Source organism: Chitinophaga hostae, from assembly GCF_018224885.1.
Classification (GTDB): Bacteria; Bacteroidota; Bacteroidia; order Chitinophagales; family Chitinophagaceae; genus Chitinophaga; species Chitinophaga hostae.
In genome coordinates this window covers 23,285-43,419 of sequence record NZ_JAGTXB010000022.1, presented here as the reverse complement: position 1 = coordinate 43,419, position 20,135 = coordinate 23,285, and the positions used below count along the sequence as shown (strand labels likewise).

Annotated in this window: 15 protein-coding genes; 7 read left to right on the top strand and 8 right to left on the bottom strand. The window is 47.4% G+C overall.

All coding sequences use genetic code 11. The features are described from left to right. Positions 1–17: 17 nt before the first annotated feature. On the top strand, positions 18–1,250 hold the full coding sequence (locus KE626_RS29070; protein ID WP_211976582.1) for an RNA polymerase sigma factor: 1,233 nt from the start codon (positions 18–20) through the stop codon (positions 1,248–1,250). A 221-nt stretch (positions 1,251–1,471) separates the two neighbouring features. On the opposite strand, the gene KE626_RS29065 is transcribed toward KE626_RS29070, so the two are convergent. The 5 genes from KE626_RS29065 to KE626_RS29045 all read right to left on the bottom strand — a co-directional run bounded on the left by KE626_RS29065 (position 1,472) and on the right by KE626_RS29045 (position 4,697). Beyond that, a complete protein-coding gene (locus KE626_RS29065; RefSeq protein WP_211976581.1) occupies positions 1,472–1,765 on the bottom strand; it encodes a DUF1330 domain-containing protein in 294 nt (97 codons plus the stop codon). A gap of 15 nt (positions 1,766–1,780) precedes the next feature. Then, positions 1,781–2,188 carry a DinB family protein gene (locus KE626_RS29060; protein WP_211976580.1) on the bottom strand — a complete coding sequence of 136 codons (408 nt, stop codon included), beginning with the start codon at positions 2,186–2,188 and terminating at the stop codon, positions 1,781–1,783. Between the two features lie 67 nt (positions 2,189–2,255). Continuing rightward, positions 2,256–2,981, bottom strand: a complete 726-nt coding sequence (locus tag KE626_RS29055) for a helix-turn-helix domain-containing protein (RefSeq protein WP_211976579.1) — start codon at positions 2,979–2,981, stop codon at positions 2,256–2,258. A 127-nt stretch (positions 2,982–3,108) separates the two neighbouring features. Next, positions 3,109–4,296: a hypothetical protein gene (locus KE626_RS29050; RefSeq protein WP_211976578.1), complete on the bottom strand. Its 1,188-nt coding sequence runs from the start codon at positions 4,294–4,296 to the stop codon at positions 3,109–3,111. A 2-nt stretch (positions 4,297–4,298) separates the two neighbouring features. Next, complete coding sequence (locus KE626_RS29045; protein WP_211976577.1) at positions 4,299–4,697, bottom strand: hypothetical protein; 399 nt, start codon at positions 4,695–4,697, stop codon at positions 4,299–4,301. A gap of 576 nt (positions 4,698–5,273) precedes the next feature. Here KE626_RS29045 and KE626_RS29040 point away from each other — a divergent pair. Further along, positions 5,274–8,900 carry an HYR-like domain-containing protein gene (locus KE626_RS29040; protein WP_211976576.1) on the top strand — a complete coding sequence of 1,209 codons (3,627 nt, stop codon included), beginning with the start codon at positions 5,274–5,276 and terminating at the stop codon, positions 8,898–8,900. 157 nt (positions 8,901–9,057) lie between these two features. Here the strand turns inward: KE626_RS29040 and KE626_RS29035 are convergent, their stop codons facing one another. After that, a complete protein-coding gene (locus KE626_RS29035) occupies positions 9,058–9,465 on the bottom strand; it encodes a DoxX family protein (RefSeq protein WP_211976575.1) in 408 nt (135 codons plus the stop codon). 125 nt (positions 9,466–9,590) lie between these two features. On the opposite strand from KE626_RS29035, the gene KE626_RS29030 reads away from it, so the two are divergent. Beyond that, positions 9,591–11,498, top strand: a complete 1,908-nt coding sequence (locus KE626_RS29030) for an AAA domain-containing protein (protein ID WP_211976574.1) — start codon at positions 9,591–9,593, stop codon at positions 11,496–11,498. Here the strand turns inward: KE626_RS29030 and KE626_RS29025 are convergent. Next, a complete protein-coding gene (locus tag KE626_RS29025) occupies positions 11,485–12,402 on the bottom strand; it encodes an alpha/beta fold hydrolase (RefSeq protein ID WP_211976573.1) in 918 nt (305 codons plus the stop codon). The genes KE626_RS29030 and KE626_RS29025 overlap by 14 nt on opposite strands. A 65-nt stretch (positions 12,403–12,467) precedes the next feature. Further along, complete coding sequence (locus KE626_RS29020) at positions 12,468–13,025, bottom strand: RNA polymerase sigma factor (RefSeq protein WP_211976572.1); 558 nt, start codon at positions 13,023–13,025, stop codon at positions 12,468–12,470. A 135-nt stretch (positions 13,026–13,160) separates the two neighbouring features. Between KE626_RS29020 and KE626_RS29015 the strand changes: the two genes are divergently transcribed. The 4 genes from KE626_RS29015 (at position 13,161) to KE626_RS29000 (ending at position 20,132) form a co-directional block, all read left to right on the top strand. After that, positions 13,161–14,123 (top strand): FecR family protein, encoded by a 963-nt coding sequence (locus KE626_RS29015; RefSeq protein WP_211976571.1) that lies wholly within the window; start codon positions 13,161–13,163, stop codon positions 14,121–14,123. Positions 14,124–14,184: 61 nt separating this feature from the next. Further along, positions 14,185–17,574 (top strand): TonB-dependent receptor, encoded by a 3,390-nt coding sequence (locus tag KE626_RS29010; protein ID WP_211976570.1) that lies wholly within the window; start codon positions 14,185–14,187, stop codon positions 17,572–17,574. A 32-nt stretch (positions 17,575–17,606) separates the two neighbouring features. Then, positions 17,607–18,443 carry a DUF4397 domain-containing protein gene (locus KE626_RS29005; protein WP_211976569.1) on the top strand — a complete coding sequence of 279 codons (837 nt, stop codon included), beginning with the start codon at positions 17,607–17,609 and terminating at the stop codon, positions 18,441–18,443. 15 nt (positions 18,444–18,458) lie between these two features. Beyond that, positions 18,459–20,132 (top strand): hypothetical protein, encoded by a 1,674-nt coding sequence (locus tag KE626_RS29000; protein WP_211976568.1) that lies wholly within the window; start codon positions 18,459–18,461, stop codon positions 20,130–20,132. The last annotated feature ends 3 nt before the right edge of the window (positions 20,133–20,135 follow it).

Genomic DNA, 20,135 nt, shown 5'->3' with positions numbered 1-20,135 from the left:
GGATTTTGCTATGACATATGGAAACAGGACACGCATCTCTGAAGCAATTATTCCAGCAGGAATTCTCCAAAATGGTGGCGGTAATCAGCCACATGTACGGGCTAGAGCATATCGAAACCGCGGAAGATATTGTCAGCGAAACATTTTTGACGGCAACAGAATCCTGGAATGAAAAAGGTCTGCCCGCTAATCCAACGGCATGGCTGTATATGGTCGCCAAACAAAAAACACTGTATCATTTCAGGAGAAACAAAATCTATGAACAAAAAGTAATGCCGGAATTAACTGCCAGAGAAGAAAAAAGTGCAGAAATGGACGACCTTAGTTTTTCTCCGCAACAGATTAAAGACAGTCAACTGCAAATGCTTTTTGCCATCTGCAACCCCGCTATTGCCAGCGAAGCGCAGATAGGACTGGCACTGCGCATTCTTTGCGGTTTTGGCATCGACGAAATTGCAGAAGCCTTTTTATCCAATAAAGAAACCATCAACAAAAGACTGTTCCGCGCAAAAGAGAAATTGCGGACAGAAAATATAAAAATGGAGCTGCCGCCGGAACATGAAATCGTTAACCGGCTCGACAATGTGCTCCATATCATCTACCTGCTGTTCAGCGAAGGCTATTATTCGCAAACACAAAACCAGATATTGCAGAAGGACCTGTGTATAGAAGCTTTGCGGCTGGGCCTCATGCTCACCGAGTACAATAAAACCAATCTGCCAAAAACAAATGCCCTCATTGCCCTGATGTGTTTTCATGCTTCCCGCTTTAATGCACGGCAAACAAATGATGACACCATGGTGCTTTATGAAGAGCAAAATGAAACATTGTGGGATAAAGCGCTGATCAACCAGGGCCAACATTTCCTGGCTTTATCCGCCGCCGGCGATGAAGTCAGTTCCTACCACCTGGAAGCCAGGATTGCCTATTGGCACTGTATAAAAGAAGATACCCCGGAGAAATGGGAAGATATTTTACAATTATACAATGAACTACTGATGATTAACTACTCTCCCAGCGTAGCGCTGAACCGGACCTTTGCCCTATATAAAGCCAACGGTCAACAGGCAGCGCTCATAGAAGCGGAGAAGCTGAAACTGGAAAACAACCATTTCTACTTCCTATTGCTGGGTGAACTTTATAAAAACATCGATCCTAAAAAAGCGATGGCTAACCTCCAACGGGCCTATGATCTCGCGAAAACGCAGGCAGAGAAACAGGGTATCAAACGAATGATGGAGCGATTTTAGCGAGTTTTGTCTTGCCCAGGATTAAACTGATTTTGTTGATTAAAATGATTTTTTTTTGATTTTTGAAAGATGGAAAAGATTTTAGAAGATGAAAAGGAAGTTGCCTGTTTATATCTTTCGTAAAATCTTTTCCATCTTTCAAAAATCAAAAAAAAATCATTTTAATCAACAAAATCAATTTAATCCTGGGCAAGACAAATCCTGGGCAAGAAAATCAGCGGTTAAAAGCTGAAACCATGCACAAGTGTCATAGTGCAATTGGCAGTAGAATTCCACCGGATGGCCTTTAATGGCTGGTATTCCGGGTCATTGTAACATTGCAGTGCAGCCTCTTCTGACGGGAACCTGATCACTGCATTCATTTTCCTCAAAGTTCCTTCCATCGAAATGGCCTTGAGATCTGATGCCAATACTTCAGCCCCGTATTTTTTCAGCAACTGCATTACCGGCGGTCCATACTTCGCGTATTCTTCCTCATCAATAATGTCATAGGTATTGATATAATATACTGGCATGTTATTATTTTAAGATTAGTAAACATATTCCGGTGGGATAATCCCATTCATCCGCAGGTATATAGTAGCTTGCCCGCGATGATGTGTTATATGATCCAATGTAGCATAAAAACCAGACAGTACCTCATCGGATAAAGGAACTTTCTCCATGCTCTTTTCAAGTGATGCAAAAGCTTTTTTCAGGTAGCTGACAGCAGCTGCTTTACCGGCTTTGGCAGCAGGTGGGTTCCAGTCGGCCGGTTGTTGCCGGATATAATTTTCTTTCCACCAGCCAATACCATAGCCGATATGGTGCAACAGTTCTCCGAAATTCCACACAGCGGCAGTGGGCTTAAAGTCATAATGTTGTTCCGGCATTGCTTCGGCTACACCCAGGGTGTAATTCTTTGCATTTCCAAGGGTCGTTAATAATTGCGTTTTCATGATATTAAATTTGATACCACAAAACTAAAGGGGTGGATAGGCATTCATTTAAGGAAAATTGCTCTTTTTAGCCGCGCATCGCAGAAGGTGATTTTCCAAACTGTTTTTTATAGGCAGCCGAAAAATGTTCGAGGCTGTTAAAGCCCGTGTCGAAAGCGATGTTGGTAACCGGAAGCCGGGTATTACAAAGTTGCAGGTGGGCCTGTTTTAATCTTACCTGCAACAGGTAACGGTAAGGTGCGGCAGCGGTGATCTGTTTAAACAGGCGGTTAAAATGAAACGGGCTCATATTGCCCAACGACGCCAACTGTGGCAAAGACACGTTATCTGCATAATTTTCATTGATAAACTCTTTTACCTGTTCTATCACCGGCAGGTAATTTCTTTTTTGTTTATCATTTAATTGCGGCAATGGCTGTTGAGGATTACCGGCCGATAGTACCATAAGGAATAGTTCCGTCATCAGTTGTTCCGCCCATAGTTGCTGGTAACGGGTTTGCTGCAGCAAACGGAAAATACGCTGGTGCATAAACTCCATTTCAGGAGTGGCTTTTACCAGGATGGAATGGATATCGGGATTATTAAAAAACCAGGAGAAGCTGGCTGCGTGTTGTAACAGCAGCTCCACATTTTCTTCCGGGAAAGAGAAAATGGTGCACTGATCCGGAATATCATGAACATGGGCTATCTGGTGTTCATAGCCAGGTTTGCAGATCAGGAATAAGCCGCTGTAGGCATCCAGTTCATTCCGGAAAACACGGAAACGGAAATTGCCACTGCGGATATAGGCCATAGAAAACGTTGACTGGTATTCCTTTTCAGATACAGAACACTCCCTGCACCGGCATAAAAAATTATGGACCGTGCACATCGGGGACTCGTAAAGTGTATGTATATCCGCCTGCATATGATTTGAATTACTAAGGCGCAGAAGGCAATTTACTCATATCCAGTTTCTCGTTTCCAAATCCTACCACCACGCCAAACAAAGCGAGGATACGTGATTTATCCAGGCCAAAATCGTTGCCAAATGCACCGTTAATATACAAATCTTTTGCCACCCGGTAATTAACGAATCCTACTACGCGCTGGGATTTCAGGTTATCCCCCACCGCATAGTTCCGGTAAATCGCTTCCATGCCAAAGCTGACAGGATCGAACTCTAACGACAGGCGGCCACCTACGTCCACGCTATTGGAATGCGCAATCATTCCTTTTTCGATGGCGTAAGCATCGTACATATAGCGGGCATAACCGGCAATACTGAGATAGTTGGTAGTAATCGCTCCGGTGCGGTGGACATTCAACGGCGCATTGAATACCACGGTGCTCCAGATGCCCGCCCTGCCAGTTTTCCAGGTGGTATCAGCGATACCATAAGTGGCATAGGCGCCGGAAACATCCCACTGAAATACGGGCTTTTCTACCAGTTGGCTTTTTACCCGGTTCATCAATGCGGATAAGGCCTCATTTTTCCGGGCGGTATACTGACGGATAATGCGGGCGGTAGTGGCCGTATCTCCGCTTAGTACTGCCGCGCTGTAGGCCGGATCTGAGCTTACCAGGTCCAGGATATCCGCCTGTTGTTTTTGGGTTAGTGTATCCACAAGGGCATGCAGTCGCTCGGCATATCCCCTGCCATAGGCGCGGATTACCGTGGTACGAAAGCCGGCGGAAAAAACTTTCTGTGATGTGGTAACCGTGTCGGGTACCATGTCTTTTTTTATAAACGCAATCGAAATATTGGTGAATTTAAGCGCAGAAAATGGGTTTGTTTTCCAGACCTCTGGTGATGCGCCATTTTTATATCGTTTTACCCCTATAAAGTTAAACACATCCCTGCCTTTGGGGAGTGCCCACCAGTAGGGTGTAAACTGGGCGGTATAATTCTGCGGCCACCCATCGCCGCTAAAACTTTGCAGTACGCCTAATCCAAAAGCTTTTGGGGTGGCGGGCGATTCTATTAAAGTGGGGGAAATGTCTACCAGTTTGAATGCGCTGGATTGTGGCACACTCAGTTTTTCTGCATTGGTCATTTGCTGTGCATATAATTGCTGACCGGACAACAGGATTAATAATCCCGACAGGATACGTATAACTTGTTTCATGATCAATCCAGTTTTACGGTCATCAGTAAATAAACTACGCTAAAATCACCGCTGGCATTGATCACCTGGTCAGGTGTGGTGAATTCTTTATGACCATCTGTACCATCGTCAAAGATGTAGCGGGCGCCTATCTTCTTAAATTCTATTTCGCGGGTAGTAATATCTTCCCAGAACAGCTCTATTTTGGTAACGATGTGAATGCTTTTCCGTTGCAGGTTTACAGCGCGCCCCAGGGGCATCAGCCTGATATCGCCGGAGGCATCAGATACGCCGTTGGGTATAGGCATCTTGGTACCATCTTCCTGTATGGTAAAACCTCTTGTCCACGCAAATCCATTGGTAGAAATGTCAACAGCCATTTTTATCTGCTGCTCTCCGTTTCCGGCTACATACTGGTTCATAGGGTAATAAATTTTTTCATGGTTTAAAAGCCTGGCAATGCACCTATACCGGGGGTTATACGCTCTTTTGGTTTTTCAATCCGGGTATGTAGGTTGATGCAAAACTAATCAAAAATGATGATCATTTAGCTTTTAGCCATTAGCTGTTAGCTTTTAGTAAATGCAGCGATAATCAACATCATCATAATATGATTTCCGCTGCATTTACTAAAAGCTAACAGCTAATGACTAAAAGCTTAAAAATAACGATCTGTTAATTTTTTTCTAAACTGAAAAAAAATTCTAACCTTTGTATCATTGTTGAAATTTATATCAACCAATTGACTTTAGGAACCGATTTTTTGTTACGAGAGCAAGTCTGGACCGATTTACACAGATTAACTTCATTTTAGCTATACCTCCCCTGAATCTCCTCTTTTAGCTATATTCTTGAATCTCCCACTATTCAACATATCAGGCAGATGATATACCTGTATGGCGCTGCTGTACTATTTGTGGTATTAGTCTTCCCTCAAAAAACGCGTGTTCCTTACAGCACGGGGTGTATTTCTTTTGTTCACAAAAAATTTGTGTTTTATGAGCGCAACAGATCTACGCAACCATTTTCAACTTACTCCACGTTCTTACCTGAGATGCCTGTTCCTTCTTTTATCCCTCAATACCTTTACCGGCACTATCACACAAGTCCATGCTCAATCAGCCAATTTAGACCAGGGCGCCAACGGCAAATCCACGGCGCCCCTGTCTCCTGTGGATTGGGTGAATGGTAACCTGAACGACCAGCAGGCGCATTTCCTGGAAGGGTATTCCGTTCCCTATCGCGCCATATTAACAGACCTGGTAGTCAATAAAACATATACCCTTGTTATTGGATTGGATGTCATGAACGGCGGAAAACATGCATTGGACTATATCACCCAGTTCCAACGACTGGAGCCGCACGGCGTATTCCTGCATACAGCCGAAACAGTAAATCCGCTGTTGAACATCACGGGGTTTCCGCCCGGCTATTTTACCTCTACAGATGTTGAGCCCATCCCAACGCCATCCAGCGCGGGCTCGCCTGTTACAGGGCAACCCTCCGCCAGCTTCAGTGACTTGACTGCTGCTGAAAGGGTGATGACGGGCTACAACGCAAATATCACGAGCGTTGTGTATGCATCTGAAGGCAGTCTTACTGCCTCCCAATCTGAAACCGTGATCAACATAACTTTTACCGCATTAAAAGAAACAGCTGTACTGGCATGGGGAGGTCATATTGCCAGCGTGTTTGACTGGGGAAAAGATCCTGTCACCGGGGAAACCAACTCGGCTTCTGCTATTAATGGTTCCCCCTATCACATGAGATTGAAAAACTGGATCATTGACGGAGATGTGGTCAGCATTGGCAATCAGGACAGATCCCTGAAAACCAATGCTGTTTTTATTCCCCCCAAATGTACCGTTAGCGGGCCTACCACCGCTTGCCTGGAAACTACTTCTCTTAGCTATACCTCAACGGTAGATGACCCCATGGGGCTTACCTATCTCTGGAGTATTACCGGCGCCAATACGGCCAATGCCAAGATTGTCAATAACACCGTTGCCAACATACAGGTAGTACCTGTTGGTTCAGCATTTACGGCGGGTTCCTTCACGCTTCAGCTGATCGTAACCCGTAACGGGCTTTCTGATACCTGTTACCTCAACTCACATACTGCCCCCGGCGATATTGTCAATATCTCAAAAGTATTGGCAAATGCCGGTGCAGATCAAACGATCACCCACCTGGATACGGCTTACCTGGGCGCATCTGCAAGCGGAGGCGCCGCTCCATATACCTTCAAGTGGAGTCCTGTAACCGGCCTTTCCGATCCTAACATTTTTAATCCCGAATTCGTTCCAACATCCACCGGAACATTCCAGTTTGTGGTGACCGCTACAGATAATGCCGGCTGTTCAGGTAAAGACACGGTAGTAATCACCGTTATCCAACACCCGGTATCGCCTTGCCTGATAGATGGTCCTGACCCTGTTTGCCCGGGTTCTGTAAACGTTTACCAGGGTCCTCCGGCATCCGAAATTGGTTCGTATAAGTGGAGCATCACGGGCAACGGCAGCATAACAGGCGCCACCAACAAAGACACGGTTACCGTAATGGCAGGAAGCGTTTGCGGGGCATATACGCTGCAACTGATTACTACTACCCCCGACGGCAAAGTAACCAACACCTGCGAGCATACATTTTATGCCAAAGATACCATCGCACCGGTACTATCCGGCGCCGCAGCCGATGCAACAGTCAGCTGCGCGAAAGATCTGCCGCCGGCACCGGTTATCACAGCTTCGGATAACTGCCTGGCAAATGTACAGGTGCAGATGAAGCAATATACTACAGACAGTACCTGCGTGAACAAGTACAAACTGGTACGCAAGTGGTGGGCAGAAGACGCGTGCGGTAATACTTCTGATACGCTGACACAAACCATCACCGTAAACGATGATGTTAAGCCAGTGATCACCGCAGATTTTGACAAGGAAGTGAACGTACAGTGTATAGGTGATATCCCGGCGCTGCCAGCTCCTACGGCCACCGATAATTGCGATGTAACACTGACACCGGTGTATAGCGAAACCGGCAGCGGCACCGCCTGCGATTCTACGATTGTGCGTACCTGGGTATTTATGGATGTTTGCGGCAACAGCGACTCTGTGAAACAAACCGTTCACATAAAAGACAACACAGCGCCGGTACTATCCGGTACGGTGACCGATCTGCAACTGAGCTGCGCCAAAGATATACCTGGCCCGCAGACTATTACAGCCAAAGATAATTGCGGCAATGCTACTGTTTATTACTCCGCAGTAACAAAAGACAGCACCTGTGTGAACAAATTCACCGTAGTGCGCAAATGGTGGGCAGTAGATGCCTGTGGCAACAAATCAGATACGCTTAAACAAAATATCGTGGTGAATGACAATACTGCTCCTGTAGTAGTAACCAAAGCGAATGATAAATCAATCAGTTGTTCAGCAGCCATCGTATTTGATGCCCCAACTTTTTCAGATAATTGTGGCGGCACAGTCGATGTAGTGACCAAAGACAGGAAAGAAGGAAGCGTTTGTCCGTTTACCTACATCAGGCGCTGGACAGCAACAGATGCCTGTGGTAATTCAACTTATGTAGAACAGGCCATTGCTGTTAGCTGCTGCGCCAGCTACTGCACCTACACCCAGGGATTTTATGGTAACAAGGGCGGCGCAGGATGCACTCCGGGAGGCAGAAGCTTTACCGCCAAACAAATGATGACACAGGTGACAGATGCACAGGCAGGTGATTCCGTTATCTTCGGCCTGAAAGCAACGGGTAAATTCTTTACCCTGTTCCTGAGCGATATCACCAGCGACAACATATTCGCCATGTTGCCCGGCGGAGGTACACCGGTTGCACTGAAAGGATATGCAACTTACAGCAAATCGGCCACCTGGCCTAACGTGCCTGTTTCAATTGCGAAATCCAATTATGGTAAGATCAGCAATGTATTGCTGGCGCAAACAATGGCATTGTTCTTCAACATGGGTGTTACGCCTACGTTGTCAGGATTGACCATCCAGGGCGATACCCTGTTCACTGCCAAACTCACCACCTGCGGCAGCAGTACGCCGGTATCCACAATAAATACCTACATCCTGCCTAAGAATGTGGTGGATTATCTGTCGTCTACCGGACAGGCTACCGTGCAAGGCTTGTATGCACTGGCCAACAAATACCTGGGAGGCCAAACCGTTAGCGGTGTCAGTATCTCTGATGTAAACGCCGCCGTTGATGCCATCAATAATGGATTTGATAAATGTGCTGCGTTGATGGGCTGGGGTAAATCTGTGACCGCGGTGAGCAACGTTACCAAGGTGATGAACAGCGAGCCGGATCACGCAACATTCAATCCGGAACCAGCGCCGGCTAAGTTGACTGTCAACGCCTTCCCGAACCCTTACACTGATATGATCACATTCCGTTATGTAGCGCCGGAAACCGGTAAAGCACAACTGGAACTTTATGATCTGCAGGGACGCCGGTTAGCCGTGGTGTTTAGCGGCGAAGTCAGCAAGGGCAGTGTACAACAGGTACAGTACCGCGTGCCGGATCAGTACAGGATGTTATTCATTTACAAACTAACCGTGGGACAGTCGACCGCTACAGGAAAAATGGTCCCTACAAAATAGATTGCTTTTATAATGATAGATAGATGAAAACAGGCCGTCTCATAATGAGGCGGCCTGTTGTTTTTTGGCGGATTTTTATCCGCTGGAGATAAAGTAAAGATGAATCATTGTTCACCTTCGCTCATCAGTATAATCATATTAATTACGCAAATCAAAATCATGCTTTATTCACCGGGAACAGCGCGCGCAGTGCGGGAATACGCAGGTATAATCCGACCCATACCAGGATACCGAAAATAATCGGGAAGTAGTATGGTTCATTTACCCGTACCATAATAGCTACCGCTCCGCCCAGGTAGCAGCTGATGAATACAGCGCCCAGTATTGCGGTACGTGGTATGGCATACAGCAGGGTGCAGATCAGCAATACAACACCGAGGCCTGGTACCAGTTCTGCCGGCCAGCCCAAATGGGTGCTGCCTTTTACAGATTCAGCGGCATTTACCACTTTCATACCCCCGTCTACCACCAGGAAAAGGAGGCAGAGAATAGAAATCACCCAACCGGTGATTCTTGCACTTTTAGAAGGATTTACAGTTTTCATATAGATTGCTTGCGTTTCCATAAAGGTTGTTTTTTATGTTTGATTGATGATACAAACTTAGCAGGATTCTTCCTGATTCGTCGTGGGTGAATCCGACTTTCTTGGTGGCCGATTGCGACAAAAGCAGAACACCTTACCTTTGCGCCATGGATTATTTCAAAAAGCAGCTTGATTTACTCAAAACAGAGCGGGAAACAGACCGGAAAAGCTATCAGCAAATGACAGAAACCTTATCCGTGGCTGAGCGGCGGGCTAACGGACTTACCTGGTACCCGATTGCCATCCGGGGATCAGAAATGAGCCGGGGCGACTATCTGACCGTGGAAGTAGAACGCACCACGCACCAGGATATCCCTCATCAACTGCGTTTTGGCGCTGCTGCCGTACTATTTTCCAACCACGACCGAAAACAGGATCACCTGGACGGTACCATTTCCTACCAGGGTGGTAACCGTCTTAAAATAACCCTGCGCACCGACGAACTGCCCGACTGGGCCAGCGATGGTAAGCTGGGCATAGATGTGTTATTTGACGACAACAGCTATGATGAAATGCAAAGCGCGCTGAAACAGGCCGACGCATTACAGGATAAAACACCCGAAAACAAGCTGATAAAAATACTGACCGGAGAAAAAAAACCGGCTTTTCACACCGGTCTTCCTCCATATGTAAATCCCCGGCTCAACGCCTCGCAACAGGCTGCCGTCAGCAAGATCCTCGCTGCCAATGACCTGGCCATTGTGCACGGTCCTCCCGGCACCGGGAAAACTACCACGCTGGTACAGGCTATCAAAGCGCTTATTCAACAGGACCGTAAACAAATACTGGTGGTGGCGCCGAGTAACACCGCCGTGGATTTACTCAGTGAAAAATTATCGGATGAAGGATTGAACGTATTAAGAGTAGGCAACCCGGCACGTGTATCAGAAAGATTAATGTCCCTTACACTCGACAGCAAGATATCAGAGCATAGCAGTATCAAGGAAATCAAACGGCTAAAAAAACAGGCCAACGAATTCCGTGATATGGCGCATAAATACAAACGTAATTTCGGGAAAGCAGAAAGAGAACAACGAAAAGCGTTGTTTGACGAGGCGCGTAAAATTATGAAAGAAGTAGGCAACACAGAGCAATATATTATTGACGACCTGATTGCCAAAGCGCAGGTGATTACCGCCACCCTGGTTGGTGCTAATCATTATACCGTTAAACACCTGCAATATGATACCGTGGTAATAGATGAAGCCGGACAGGCCCTGGAGCCGGCCTGCTGGATCCCTATCCTGAAAGCGCAAAAAGTGGTATTGGCAGGAGATCATTGCCAGCTGCCGCCCACAATAAAATCGGATGAAGCCGCCCGGAAAGGACTGAGCACTACCTTGCTCGAAAAGTGCACGGCATTGCATCCCGAAAGTGTTACCCTGCTGGAAGAACAATATCGCATGCATGAAACCATTATGGGCTATTCCTCGGCTATTTTTTATGCCGCCAAACTGAAGGCGCACGCTTCCGTAGCACAGCACCTGTTGTTTTCTACCGATAGCCCGTTGTCTTTTGTAGATACTGCCGGCTGCGGGTTTGATGAAAAATCAGAAGGCACCAGCACTACCAATCCCGAGGAAGCTGCTTTTTTATTTAAGCATCTGACAATGCTGGTTACCGAGCTGGGTGCTCATTACCAGCCGAAAGATTTTCCTACAGTAGCAGTGATATCTCCCTATAAACAACAGATACAACTTTTAAAAGAACAGCTGCTGCATTCACCGGCATTACTGCCTTATGCGGACAGGATTTCTGTGAATACCATCGATAGTTTCCAGGGGCAGGAGCGCGATATTGTATACATCAGTATGACGCGCAGCAACACAGAAAATAAGATCGGCTTTTTATCCGATATCCGGCGTATGAACGTAGCCATGACCAGGGCGCGGAAAAAGCTGGTGATAATAGGCGACAGCGGAACCCTTTCCCAGCTGGGATTTTACGCTGACTTTATCAGTTATGCAGAAAACAACAACGCCTACCAGAGCGCCTGGGAGTTTATGGATATGTAGCCATTACGGACAACAGCTGTTTATTAAAAGCAGCCTGTTGTTCAAACATGGGAAAATGCCCGGATTCCTGTATCCAGCGGAGTTGTATTCCGGGATGGATCATTTTCAGCTCATACGTATAAAACGCCAATGGATCCTGGGCGCCGGCAATAATAGTCACGGGGCCTTTATAGTGAAATAAATTTTTACTGAGGTCGTAGTGTACCCGCCGCAGATCACTCACCATCAACTGCTGCATAGTCTGGTTGGGTTTTGCCACATAGATCTTCGCCATAAAACTATCGATCAGCGCCTTATTGTAAATGTAGGCCAGTCGTACGGTTTTGTTATACAACGCCGAATCAGCTGCTGTTCCCCTGCCCTCGCTTGTTTTTTTATCCAGCGAATCCATTAACACCACCTCGGCTGCTCCCAAATGAGAACGGAGGTTATTGACATGGGTAGTCAGCAGCTCAGGAGAAAATTTATAGTAACCGGGGTTGGCCAATACCAGTGCGCGCACCTTATCGGGGTACTTTGCGGCAAAGCTCATGGCCAACATAGCGCCCCAGGAATGACCGTAAAAAATAGCCTGTTTTAAATGGATATGCTGCAACAGGCGATCCAGATCTTCCACTGCAGATTGCAGCGTTATAGTAGTAGAATCAAATGGTACAGGAATCGACAACCCCGTGCCACGCTGTTCCGGTAAAATGCTGCGGTATTTTTTGCTGAGTGCAATGGCCACTTCTTCCTGCTGCATACAGGAATTGCCGGGGCCTCCGGAGAGTATAATCACCGGTGTTCCGGTTCCATAGGTATGAAAATAAAGATAGCCGTTCGGGTACCTGACAGAGTCCAGTTGTTGCGCGCTGCCTGTTATTACAAAGCATAGCAGTATGGTTAACAAGGCGGGTGTTTTCATATAAGACCAGGTTGAAAAAGTAAACAGGCTGTTAAAATACTGCTATTTCCTGATCCGGCATGGGGTTACAATAATTTATTTACCGCTACCAGCACCAGCAGCAGTTCACAATTGGTGATGAGGTCATTTTTCAGCAGGCGGATTGCTTTGCTCATGTGTTTTTCCACCATACTAACGGAAATGGACATACGAAATGAAATTTCCCGGTATGACAATCCTTCCTCGCGGTGCAGCAGGTACACCAACCGGCAGTTGTCCGGTAGTTGGGCGATGGCCGCATCAAGTGCCTGCAGCGATGCGCGGGGGCTTTCGGCCGGTGTTGCCAGCAGCTGGGTTACTTCTTCCTTCATGGTTTCCAGCCACGCCATATCTTCTTTCATCCGTTTACGGATCACATCTATCAGTTGACGGCGGGCAATTGTTTTGAGCAGGGGTAATGCATTTTCCACATCGTAGATCCCGTCCATACGTTCCCATACTTTGAGGTAGCATTGTTGCATCAGGTCTTTCAGCAAATGAGTATCACGGGTATAATTATGCAGATAGTTATACAGCCTGTCGCGGGAGGCATGATATAACCGGGTAAAGACAAGTTCCTTATCATACGTAGCTGTATCCGACATAAGTGGTACAAATATAGGATGCCCCGCAGGGAAATGCAGTATTACCAAATTGTTAATTGCGGTGTTATGGTGTTTTACGGATTGAGGTAGATACCGGTTGTTGCGTGTTGATAGTAGTACGTAAACAGATGTGTCATGATAGATCCGCAAACCTGGCAAAGATATATAGATAACACGGGAACTGCCGAAGAGCGAAAGGCAGTACTGCAATGGCTGCAAATGCAGGATGACCCGGCACTGGAGTCGCTGCTGGAGCAGGACTGGCAACCGGATGCCGCTCCTATGCCGGCAGCAATAGCGAAGGTACTGGACCAGCAACTATCGCACCTGATGCCATCGCGGCGGCCCCGTACACTATTGTATTTAAAATGGCTGAGCGCCGCTTGTATAGCCCTGCTGGCAGGAGGTTTATTATGGCTGCAGCGGCCTGCAAAAACAGCTTTGCCATTGGCGCCTCCTCAGCGGATTACGAACATGCTGACCCATGTACGAAAACTTACGCTTACCGATGGCAGCCTGGTATGGCTGGCGCCTGGCTCCTGCATTGAGGTGCCCGATAATTATAATGTTACCGCCCGTCATATTACCCTTACGGGAGAAGCCTACTTTGAGGTGGCGCCTCATGCCGCTCCTTTCCAGGTGGATGCAGGCGGCCTGACGGCCACTGTATTGGGCACACATTTCAACATCGAAGCCTATGAAGACGAAAATACCACGAGACTGGCCTTGTCTGCCGGTAAGATATCGGTACGGCTGTCGCTCCAGCAGCAGCGCGACAGTACCCTGGTGCTGACACCGGGTATAAAACTCTCCTACAAGCGATCACTGCAAAGCTTTAATACCCGCACATTCTCCCCGGAAAAAGAAGCTGACTGGAAACGGGGCGCCTTCGTACTGGAAGATGTGCCGCCGGCAGCAGTTTTTGGCAGGCTTGAAAACCGTTATCATAAAAAGATCATGGCTGGTTCCCGCGACTTCAAGGCGGCCCGTTTCACCGCCACTTACAATCAGGAAACGTTAACAGACATACTCCGCAACATGTCCTTCATATATGGTTTCACTTACCGGGAAACCCGCGATACGGTATTCATTTATTAGTCACAAAAAATGTCCCGCCTGGCAGCGGGACATCAAAAACAATTGTTTTTAAAGTTTACGTATGAACAAATTTAAACAAAGCAGGCCAATCCTGCTGAAAAGAAAATCATGGCTGGTATGGTGCTTACTATCGCTGCTTACCGTGGGCTATGTCCATGCCCAGTCGCCGGCCATGAACGAACCTATCACGCTCACGCTTCGCAACACCAACCTCGCCGCTGTGATGGCCGAAATAGACCTGCAGAGCAATTTCAGCTTTTCTTACGACCGCTCTTCCCTCAGCGCAGTAAAACTCCCGCTGGTACAATGGAAATCGGTGTCTCTAAAAAATGTGCTGACAGAATTAACTCAGACCTATGGCATTTTATACCAGGTAAGCGCCAACACCATTGCCGTAAAAACAGGTCCGGCTACCAGGAAAGACGCAGGTAATGGCGCCCTGCGTGGCCGGGTGGTAGATTTTGAAACGGCCACTCCCCTGCCTGGCGCTACTGTACAACTGGAAGGCACTTCTATTGGCACGATCACCGACAGCAAAGGTTTTTATCAGCTGCCCAACGTGCCCGTTAACACCTATACGTTGCTGGTTACTTTTGTAGGCTATCAGCGGAGTGTGGTTAACCGGGTGCAGGTGGAGAAAGATAAGTCGGCCTCTTACGATATCAAAATGCAAACAGGTGGCGCATTAAAAGAAGTAGTAGTAGGCAGCGGCCCCCGGAAAGTAAGGGCGGTTACCCACAGTACCGAGCGACAACTGTTACAGGAAATAAAAAATGCGACCGGGGTAGTTTCCGGTATTTCCAGCGAGCTCATTTCCAAAACAGCCGACCGCAACGCCGCTGAAATCGTAAAACGCATTTCGGGTATCACCGTAGTGGATGATCGCTTTATCGTGGTTCGCGGTATGAATGAACGGTATAATCTTACCTATCTCAATGGCAACGTGGCGCCTTCCACCGAACTGTATACCAAAGCATTTGCCTACGATCTGCTGCCCAGCAGCGTCATTGATAAGATACTGGTTCATAAATCGCCGGTGGCCGACCTGGTAGGCGATTATGCCGGGGCTGCTATCAGGGTATACACAAAAAATGCGATGCCGGTCAAACATTTTGATATCGGCGTACAGGTAGCCTACCGGGAAGGCTCCAGCCTGAAAACGATCGACAGCTACAACGGCGGCAAACTCGATTTCCTGGGTATGGATGACGGTACACGGAAGCTGCCATCCTTTTCACCCGGCGTGTTTCAGAGTAACCACCGTGTAACCAATTTACCGCCATCGGAATGGTTGAAAGGCTTTTCGCCCACGCTGGCTACCGGCACACGCCACAGCAACCCGGATATGCAGTTGTTTGGTAACTATTACAATAGCTGGCGCCTGGGAAAAGCAAGATTATACGATCTGACCTCCGTGACCTATACCCGGGAAACAGCAGCCGGTAACGTTTACCGGCAAACCGGCAATACAGACGCGTGGCAGCTGAGCGATATAGACGGGCAATACAGTGGCAGCAACAACCGGATCACCAGGGGCACGCAAACTACCGAAACCGGTAAGATAAATGTGCTTGAAAACCTCACGCTAAAACTGAATGAGCGTCACCAGCTTTCCTGGCTCAATTTTTTTGTGAACGACGGGAAACGGTTTACCAGCAGTACAGAAGGAGTACCCAACTCATTGCCGGTGTATTTTGACAACAGCACCGGCCGGTTCAGAAAAGATGCGGTCCTCTCCTTCCAGCAACGACTGCTCTATTCGGGCAATATCAGCGGTACCCATTCGCTGGCTGCTAACGGGCTTCATCAGCTTACCTGGAATATAGGTTATACACATGATCTGCAAAATGTACCGGATCAGCGACTGGTACATTTTCTCGGCACCACTCCTAAAAACATCGATTCATCCATCTGGGTTCCTGCCGGCTCCAATGGAGATGTTAACAGTACCAAATCCGGTATGCTCACCCGGATTTATATTAAAAACCTGGAGCAGGTATACAATGGATCACTGGATTATACCTTCCAGGTACATCCCGCATTTTATATCAAAGCAGGCGGATACCAGCTATTTAAAACAAGACAGGTGGGGCGGCGAACCTTTCGTATAAACCGCGCAGGACTTGAGCCGGATGAACTGGAAGCCAGGCAGAACAGCAACAACTACCTGAAATGGGGAAATGGATATGATGTCAACAATATTAATTTACTGTATTATCGCCCGGAGGATGTATCAAAATTATGGAGCAATACTTATTTCCCCAATGATAATACAGGACTGGCAGTATACGACATTACATCTCCCGTAGACGCCTATACGGCCAGTGAACAGTACAATAGTTTTTATGTTATGGGCGATTGGAAAACGGCCGCAGAGAAACTGACCCTGAATGCCGGGCTTCGCGGAGAATACGACCGGCAAAGACTTTCCGGCGCCAAAGAAGGACCTACAGGCAAACAGACTATTGACTTTGTATATGTAGATCATAAGAAAACAGTGCTGCTGCCTTCCCTTAACATTGGCTACCGGCCCGACAGCAACGTGGTAATACGCACGAGCTATGGCAGAACGGTAAACAGACCCGACTTCCGGGAAATCACGCCTTACAACGATTTTGACTACCAGCGAAACGAAAGGATAAAAGGTAATCCGCGGGTAGTAACAGCCGTTATTGACAACTACGACCTACGCGCAGAACTCTATCCCCGCAATGCCAATGAAGTAATTAATATCGGCGTATTTTATAAGCACTTAGCGCACCCTATTGAAAGAACCCGGGAAGAAACCACCAATAATGAATATAGTGACGGCTGGAGCTACACCAACATATCCTACGATAACTCTGTATATGCAGAGATCTACGGTGTGGAAGCGGAAATAAAGAAAAGTCTTGCTTTTATTCCCGGTAACATTTTCAGGCATCTGTCGGTAGTACTGAATGGCTCCTATATCCAGAGTCATACCGAAAGACGCAAAGAGAACAACGATTATGCTTCGGACACCGCGCATAAGCCAGGCGGGCCTTTACAAGGCCAGGCCCCTTACATCGCCAATGCCGGATTGTTTTATGAAAATGTGGCTACCGGTACAAAAATGGGGCTGGTATACAATATCAGCGGACCCAGTATCTATGCCAAAAGCATACGCACACTGGCCGATTCCAGCAGAAATGATTCCTACTATCGCCCTGACCTGTTGCAGTTACCGATGCACTTACTGGACTTCTCCATTACGCAAAGACTTATCAAATCGCTGCAGCTAAAACTCAGTATACAAAACATACTGGATCAGCAATACCGGATTGCAGAAGATATGAATTTCAACCAGCGGTATAACAAAGAAGAAGCTGTTGAAAGACCGGATGGCAGGAGATTCTACAAAGGTGATAATATCTACATGAAATATAAGCCGGGCAGGTATATCCTGTTACAGTTCACTTACGCATTTTAAAACATCTTTTATCGAGGTAAAACGTACGCTACATGAAACAGTATAAAAAAAAGGGGTGGCAAATATTGATGATACTGGCAGTACTTTTTGCGGCTGCCTGCAACAAGGAAGTAACCATGCCGGAGGAAACTGCGATGGGAGAGGTTAATTTCTTCTTTGCTTCCACCGCGGTTGTGGATGGCGCTAATTCGGCCGGTTCAAAAGGATACATGGTACTGATTGATTCCCGTGACAGCACCTACCAGCCTGTTCCGGATCTCTATCATTCCATTTATCCCTATATCTGGCACCCCGATAAAACGTTGCCGGCCTATCCGCGCGCCGGAACAGAATGGATTAAATTTATGCGCCTGGCAGCCGGTCCCCGGCAATTATACCTGGTAGATACAGCCCATCATATAGTGGACAGCGCACAGGCAGATCTTTCCCCCGCCCATCCTACCATGGTTTTTTGGGGAGACAACCGGGGTCAGTTCCGGCATATCATCGCGGCTGATCCATATACCCCTGAAGCTGGAAAAATAGGTATCCGCATTGTGAATCTTAGTCCGTTTACCGGTGCGGTGTTTGTGACGCTGAACAAGCAGGTGCCTGCCGGGCTGCCCGCCAGTACCACATTTATGGACCATACCGGTTTCATCCCGGTGGAGTTCCCTGCTCCTGCTTCCGTTAACGTGAAAGTATACGCCGTATCGGATGCTGGCCAATCAATGGCACGGGCGGTATCGGACATGATTCCCGGTCACGCCTATACGCTGCTGATCACCGGCTATACCGATAGCGACGCCGGCAGCTATACCGATCCCTATACCGGGAAAACCATTTCCATTAATACCAACTTTGCCGTCACTGTCTTAAAAAATTTCTAGGTAAAATATTTACAGATGAAAAAAACATTTCTTCCGTTAGCACGGTTATGTCTATACGCGATTTGCCTGTTAGTATTGCCCACTGCCTGTAAAAAAGTGGATGATCATTCTACCATGGTATTATCGCAACCGTGGCTGGCCGACTACTACACACAGTTGTCCGGTTCGAGGCTGGCGCCCATTACCTGGACTTATCCATCTACCCTGCTCGTAGATGATACCGCTGTGTTGATAGGCAAACTATTTCCTTATAGCCCCGGTACCAGGATTATGATTGGTGATGCCGAAGCAAAAATTATCGATACTGCGCAATTTGCCCAGAACTACACCACCTACACCCCGCAGGGGAAACTGGATGCTGTGCGTTTTCTGATCACCAAAGAAATGGGTGTGGGCAATAACCGGCCTGTAACCATTACTGCCAATGGCATCACCATACATGGACCTGCTATTAACATCAGGCGAACCGCAACCGGAGCAGGCCGCACCGATACTACGCTATGGGTAGACGAAATAGCGCAATGGAAACCGGATAACATGAACGACTATACGAGTAAAGGTAATTACCTGGCATTGCAGCTGAGCAATGACAACGGCGGGAATATTTATTTCAGCAACCGCCTGGCGATACAGGCAGTAAACAACGGCCATAGCAGTACGCTGCTAAAAAGCGGCGACATCGTGCATGAGGACAAGGGTAGCGATTTTAAGATCGGGCAAATATTCGGCAGTGCTGTTACTTTTGAAGGAAATGCGTTGTTCTTTTCTGCTGAAGTAACAGATAACCCTGCTGATGAAAAGACAGCCTATATTTTCAGGCTTTGTAAAATGGACCTGGCCACCAAAACAGTGACCACCATCAACCGCACACTGGTGGCGCGTGGTTTCGCTGCCGACGAAACCGGCGCACCTTTCCAGGGCAGTATTTCGCAGTTGAAAGTAGTGGCGCTTACACTGCATACAGATATCAACGACAATCTTTATTATACAAACGCTTACGCGCCGGGCAGCAGTACCGGTAACCACCAGGGATGGTACCAGGGCCTTTGTGCCGGCACCCCCACCTATGAATCCTTTAATTGCATACTCCTCATTTCCAGGTTAGATGCCAGCGGTAAAGTACATGGGCTCATGTATTATGATCTGGGCTACGGCGCCACCGGGTTCCCGGTCTTTTCCGGCAACTATTTACCGGATCCTTCCGGCAAATCTGTTTATGGTTATTTTACCACCACCTATGTACGGTATGATATGTTGCAGTATAATGTAGAAGATGATGACAAGGGCGCTCTCTTCAATACTTACGGAGATACCTACATCTTCCATTCCTATGAAGATAACCCGTTGTATAAAAAATTGTCGGGCAACGGTTTTATTACAGATCCCTATGCTCCGCAGATAAATCCCGTACTGCAACTAACAGATGGTACCATGCTCGTCAGCAGTAACAGTTCACTTGCCAGCTATGACCTCCGCAACAAGATCCAGTTCTGTTATGCCGGTACGGAAATTGGTTTGGACGCCCCTCCTGCGGAACAAAACAAAAAAACGGGGCTGGCCAAATGGGTGGATTTTACCGGTGTGACCTTGATTGGCCAGGATAAAACCGGTGCGGTGTATTACTGTTCCGGGATCAGTGACTATGACAATGGTATCACGTTCTACAAAATGTATCCTAAGAAAAAGTAACCG

Bases quoted from the DNA above. Each gene is read 5' to 3' on its own strand.
- KE626_RS29070 (WP_211976582.1), top strand. From the start codon at position 18: ATGGAAACAGGACACGCATCTCTGAAGCAATTATTCCAGCAGGAATTC.
- KE626_RS29065 (WP_211976581.1), bottom strand. From the start codon at position 1,765: ATGCCAGTATATTATATCAATACCTATGACATTATTGATGAGGAAGAA.
- KE626_RS29060 (WP_211976580.1), bottom strand. From the start codon at position 2,188: ATGAAAACGCAATTATTAACGACCCTTGGAAATGCAAAGAATTACACC.
- KE626_RS29055 (WP_211976579.1), bottom strand. From the start codon at position 2,981: ATGGCCTATATCCGCAGTGGCAATTTCCGTTTCCGTGTTTTCCGGAAT.
- KE626_RS29050 (WP_211976578.1), bottom strand. From the start codon at position 4,296: ATGAAACAAGTTATACGTATCCTGTCGGGATTATTAATCCTGTTGTCC.
- KE626_RS29045 (WP_211976577.1), bottom strand. From the start codon at position 4,697: ATGAACCAGTATGTAGCCGGAAACGGAGAGCAGCAGATAAAAATGGCT.
- KE626_RS29040 (WP_211976576.1), top strand. From the start codon at position 5,274: ATGAGCGCAACAGATCTACGCAACCATTTTCAACTTACTCCACGTTCT.
- KE626_RS29035 (WP_211976575.1), bottom strand. From the start codon at position 9,465: ATGGAAACGCAAGCAATCTATATGAAAACTGTAAATCCTTCTAAAAGT.
- KE626_RS29030 (WP_211976574.1), top strand. From the start codon at position 9,591: ATGGATTATTTCAAAAAGCAGCTTGATTTACTCAAAACAGAGCGGGAA.
- KE626_RS29025 (WP_211976573.1), bottom strand. From the start codon at position 12,402: ATGAAAACACCCGCCTTGTTAACCATACTGCTATGCTTTGTAATAACA.
- KE626_RS29020 (WP_211976572.1), bottom strand. From the start codon at position 13,025: ATGTCGGATACAGCTACGTATGATAAGGAACTTGTCTTTACCCGGTTA.
- KE626_RS29015 (WP_211976571.1), top strand. From the start codon at position 13,161: ATGATAGATCCGCAAACCTGGCAAAGATATATAGATAACACGGGAACT.
- KE626_RS29010 (WP_211976570.1), top strand. From the start codon at position 14,185: ATGAACAAATTTAAACAAAGCAGGCCAATCCTGCTGAAAAGAAAATCA.
- KE626_RS29005 (WP_211976569.1), top strand. From the start codon at position 17,607: ATGAAACAGTATAAAAAAAAGGGGTGGCAAATATTGATGATACTGGCA.
- KE626_RS29000 (WP_211976568.1), top strand. From the start codon at position 18,459: ATGAAAAAAACATTTCTTCCGTTAGCACGGTTATGTCTATACGCGATT.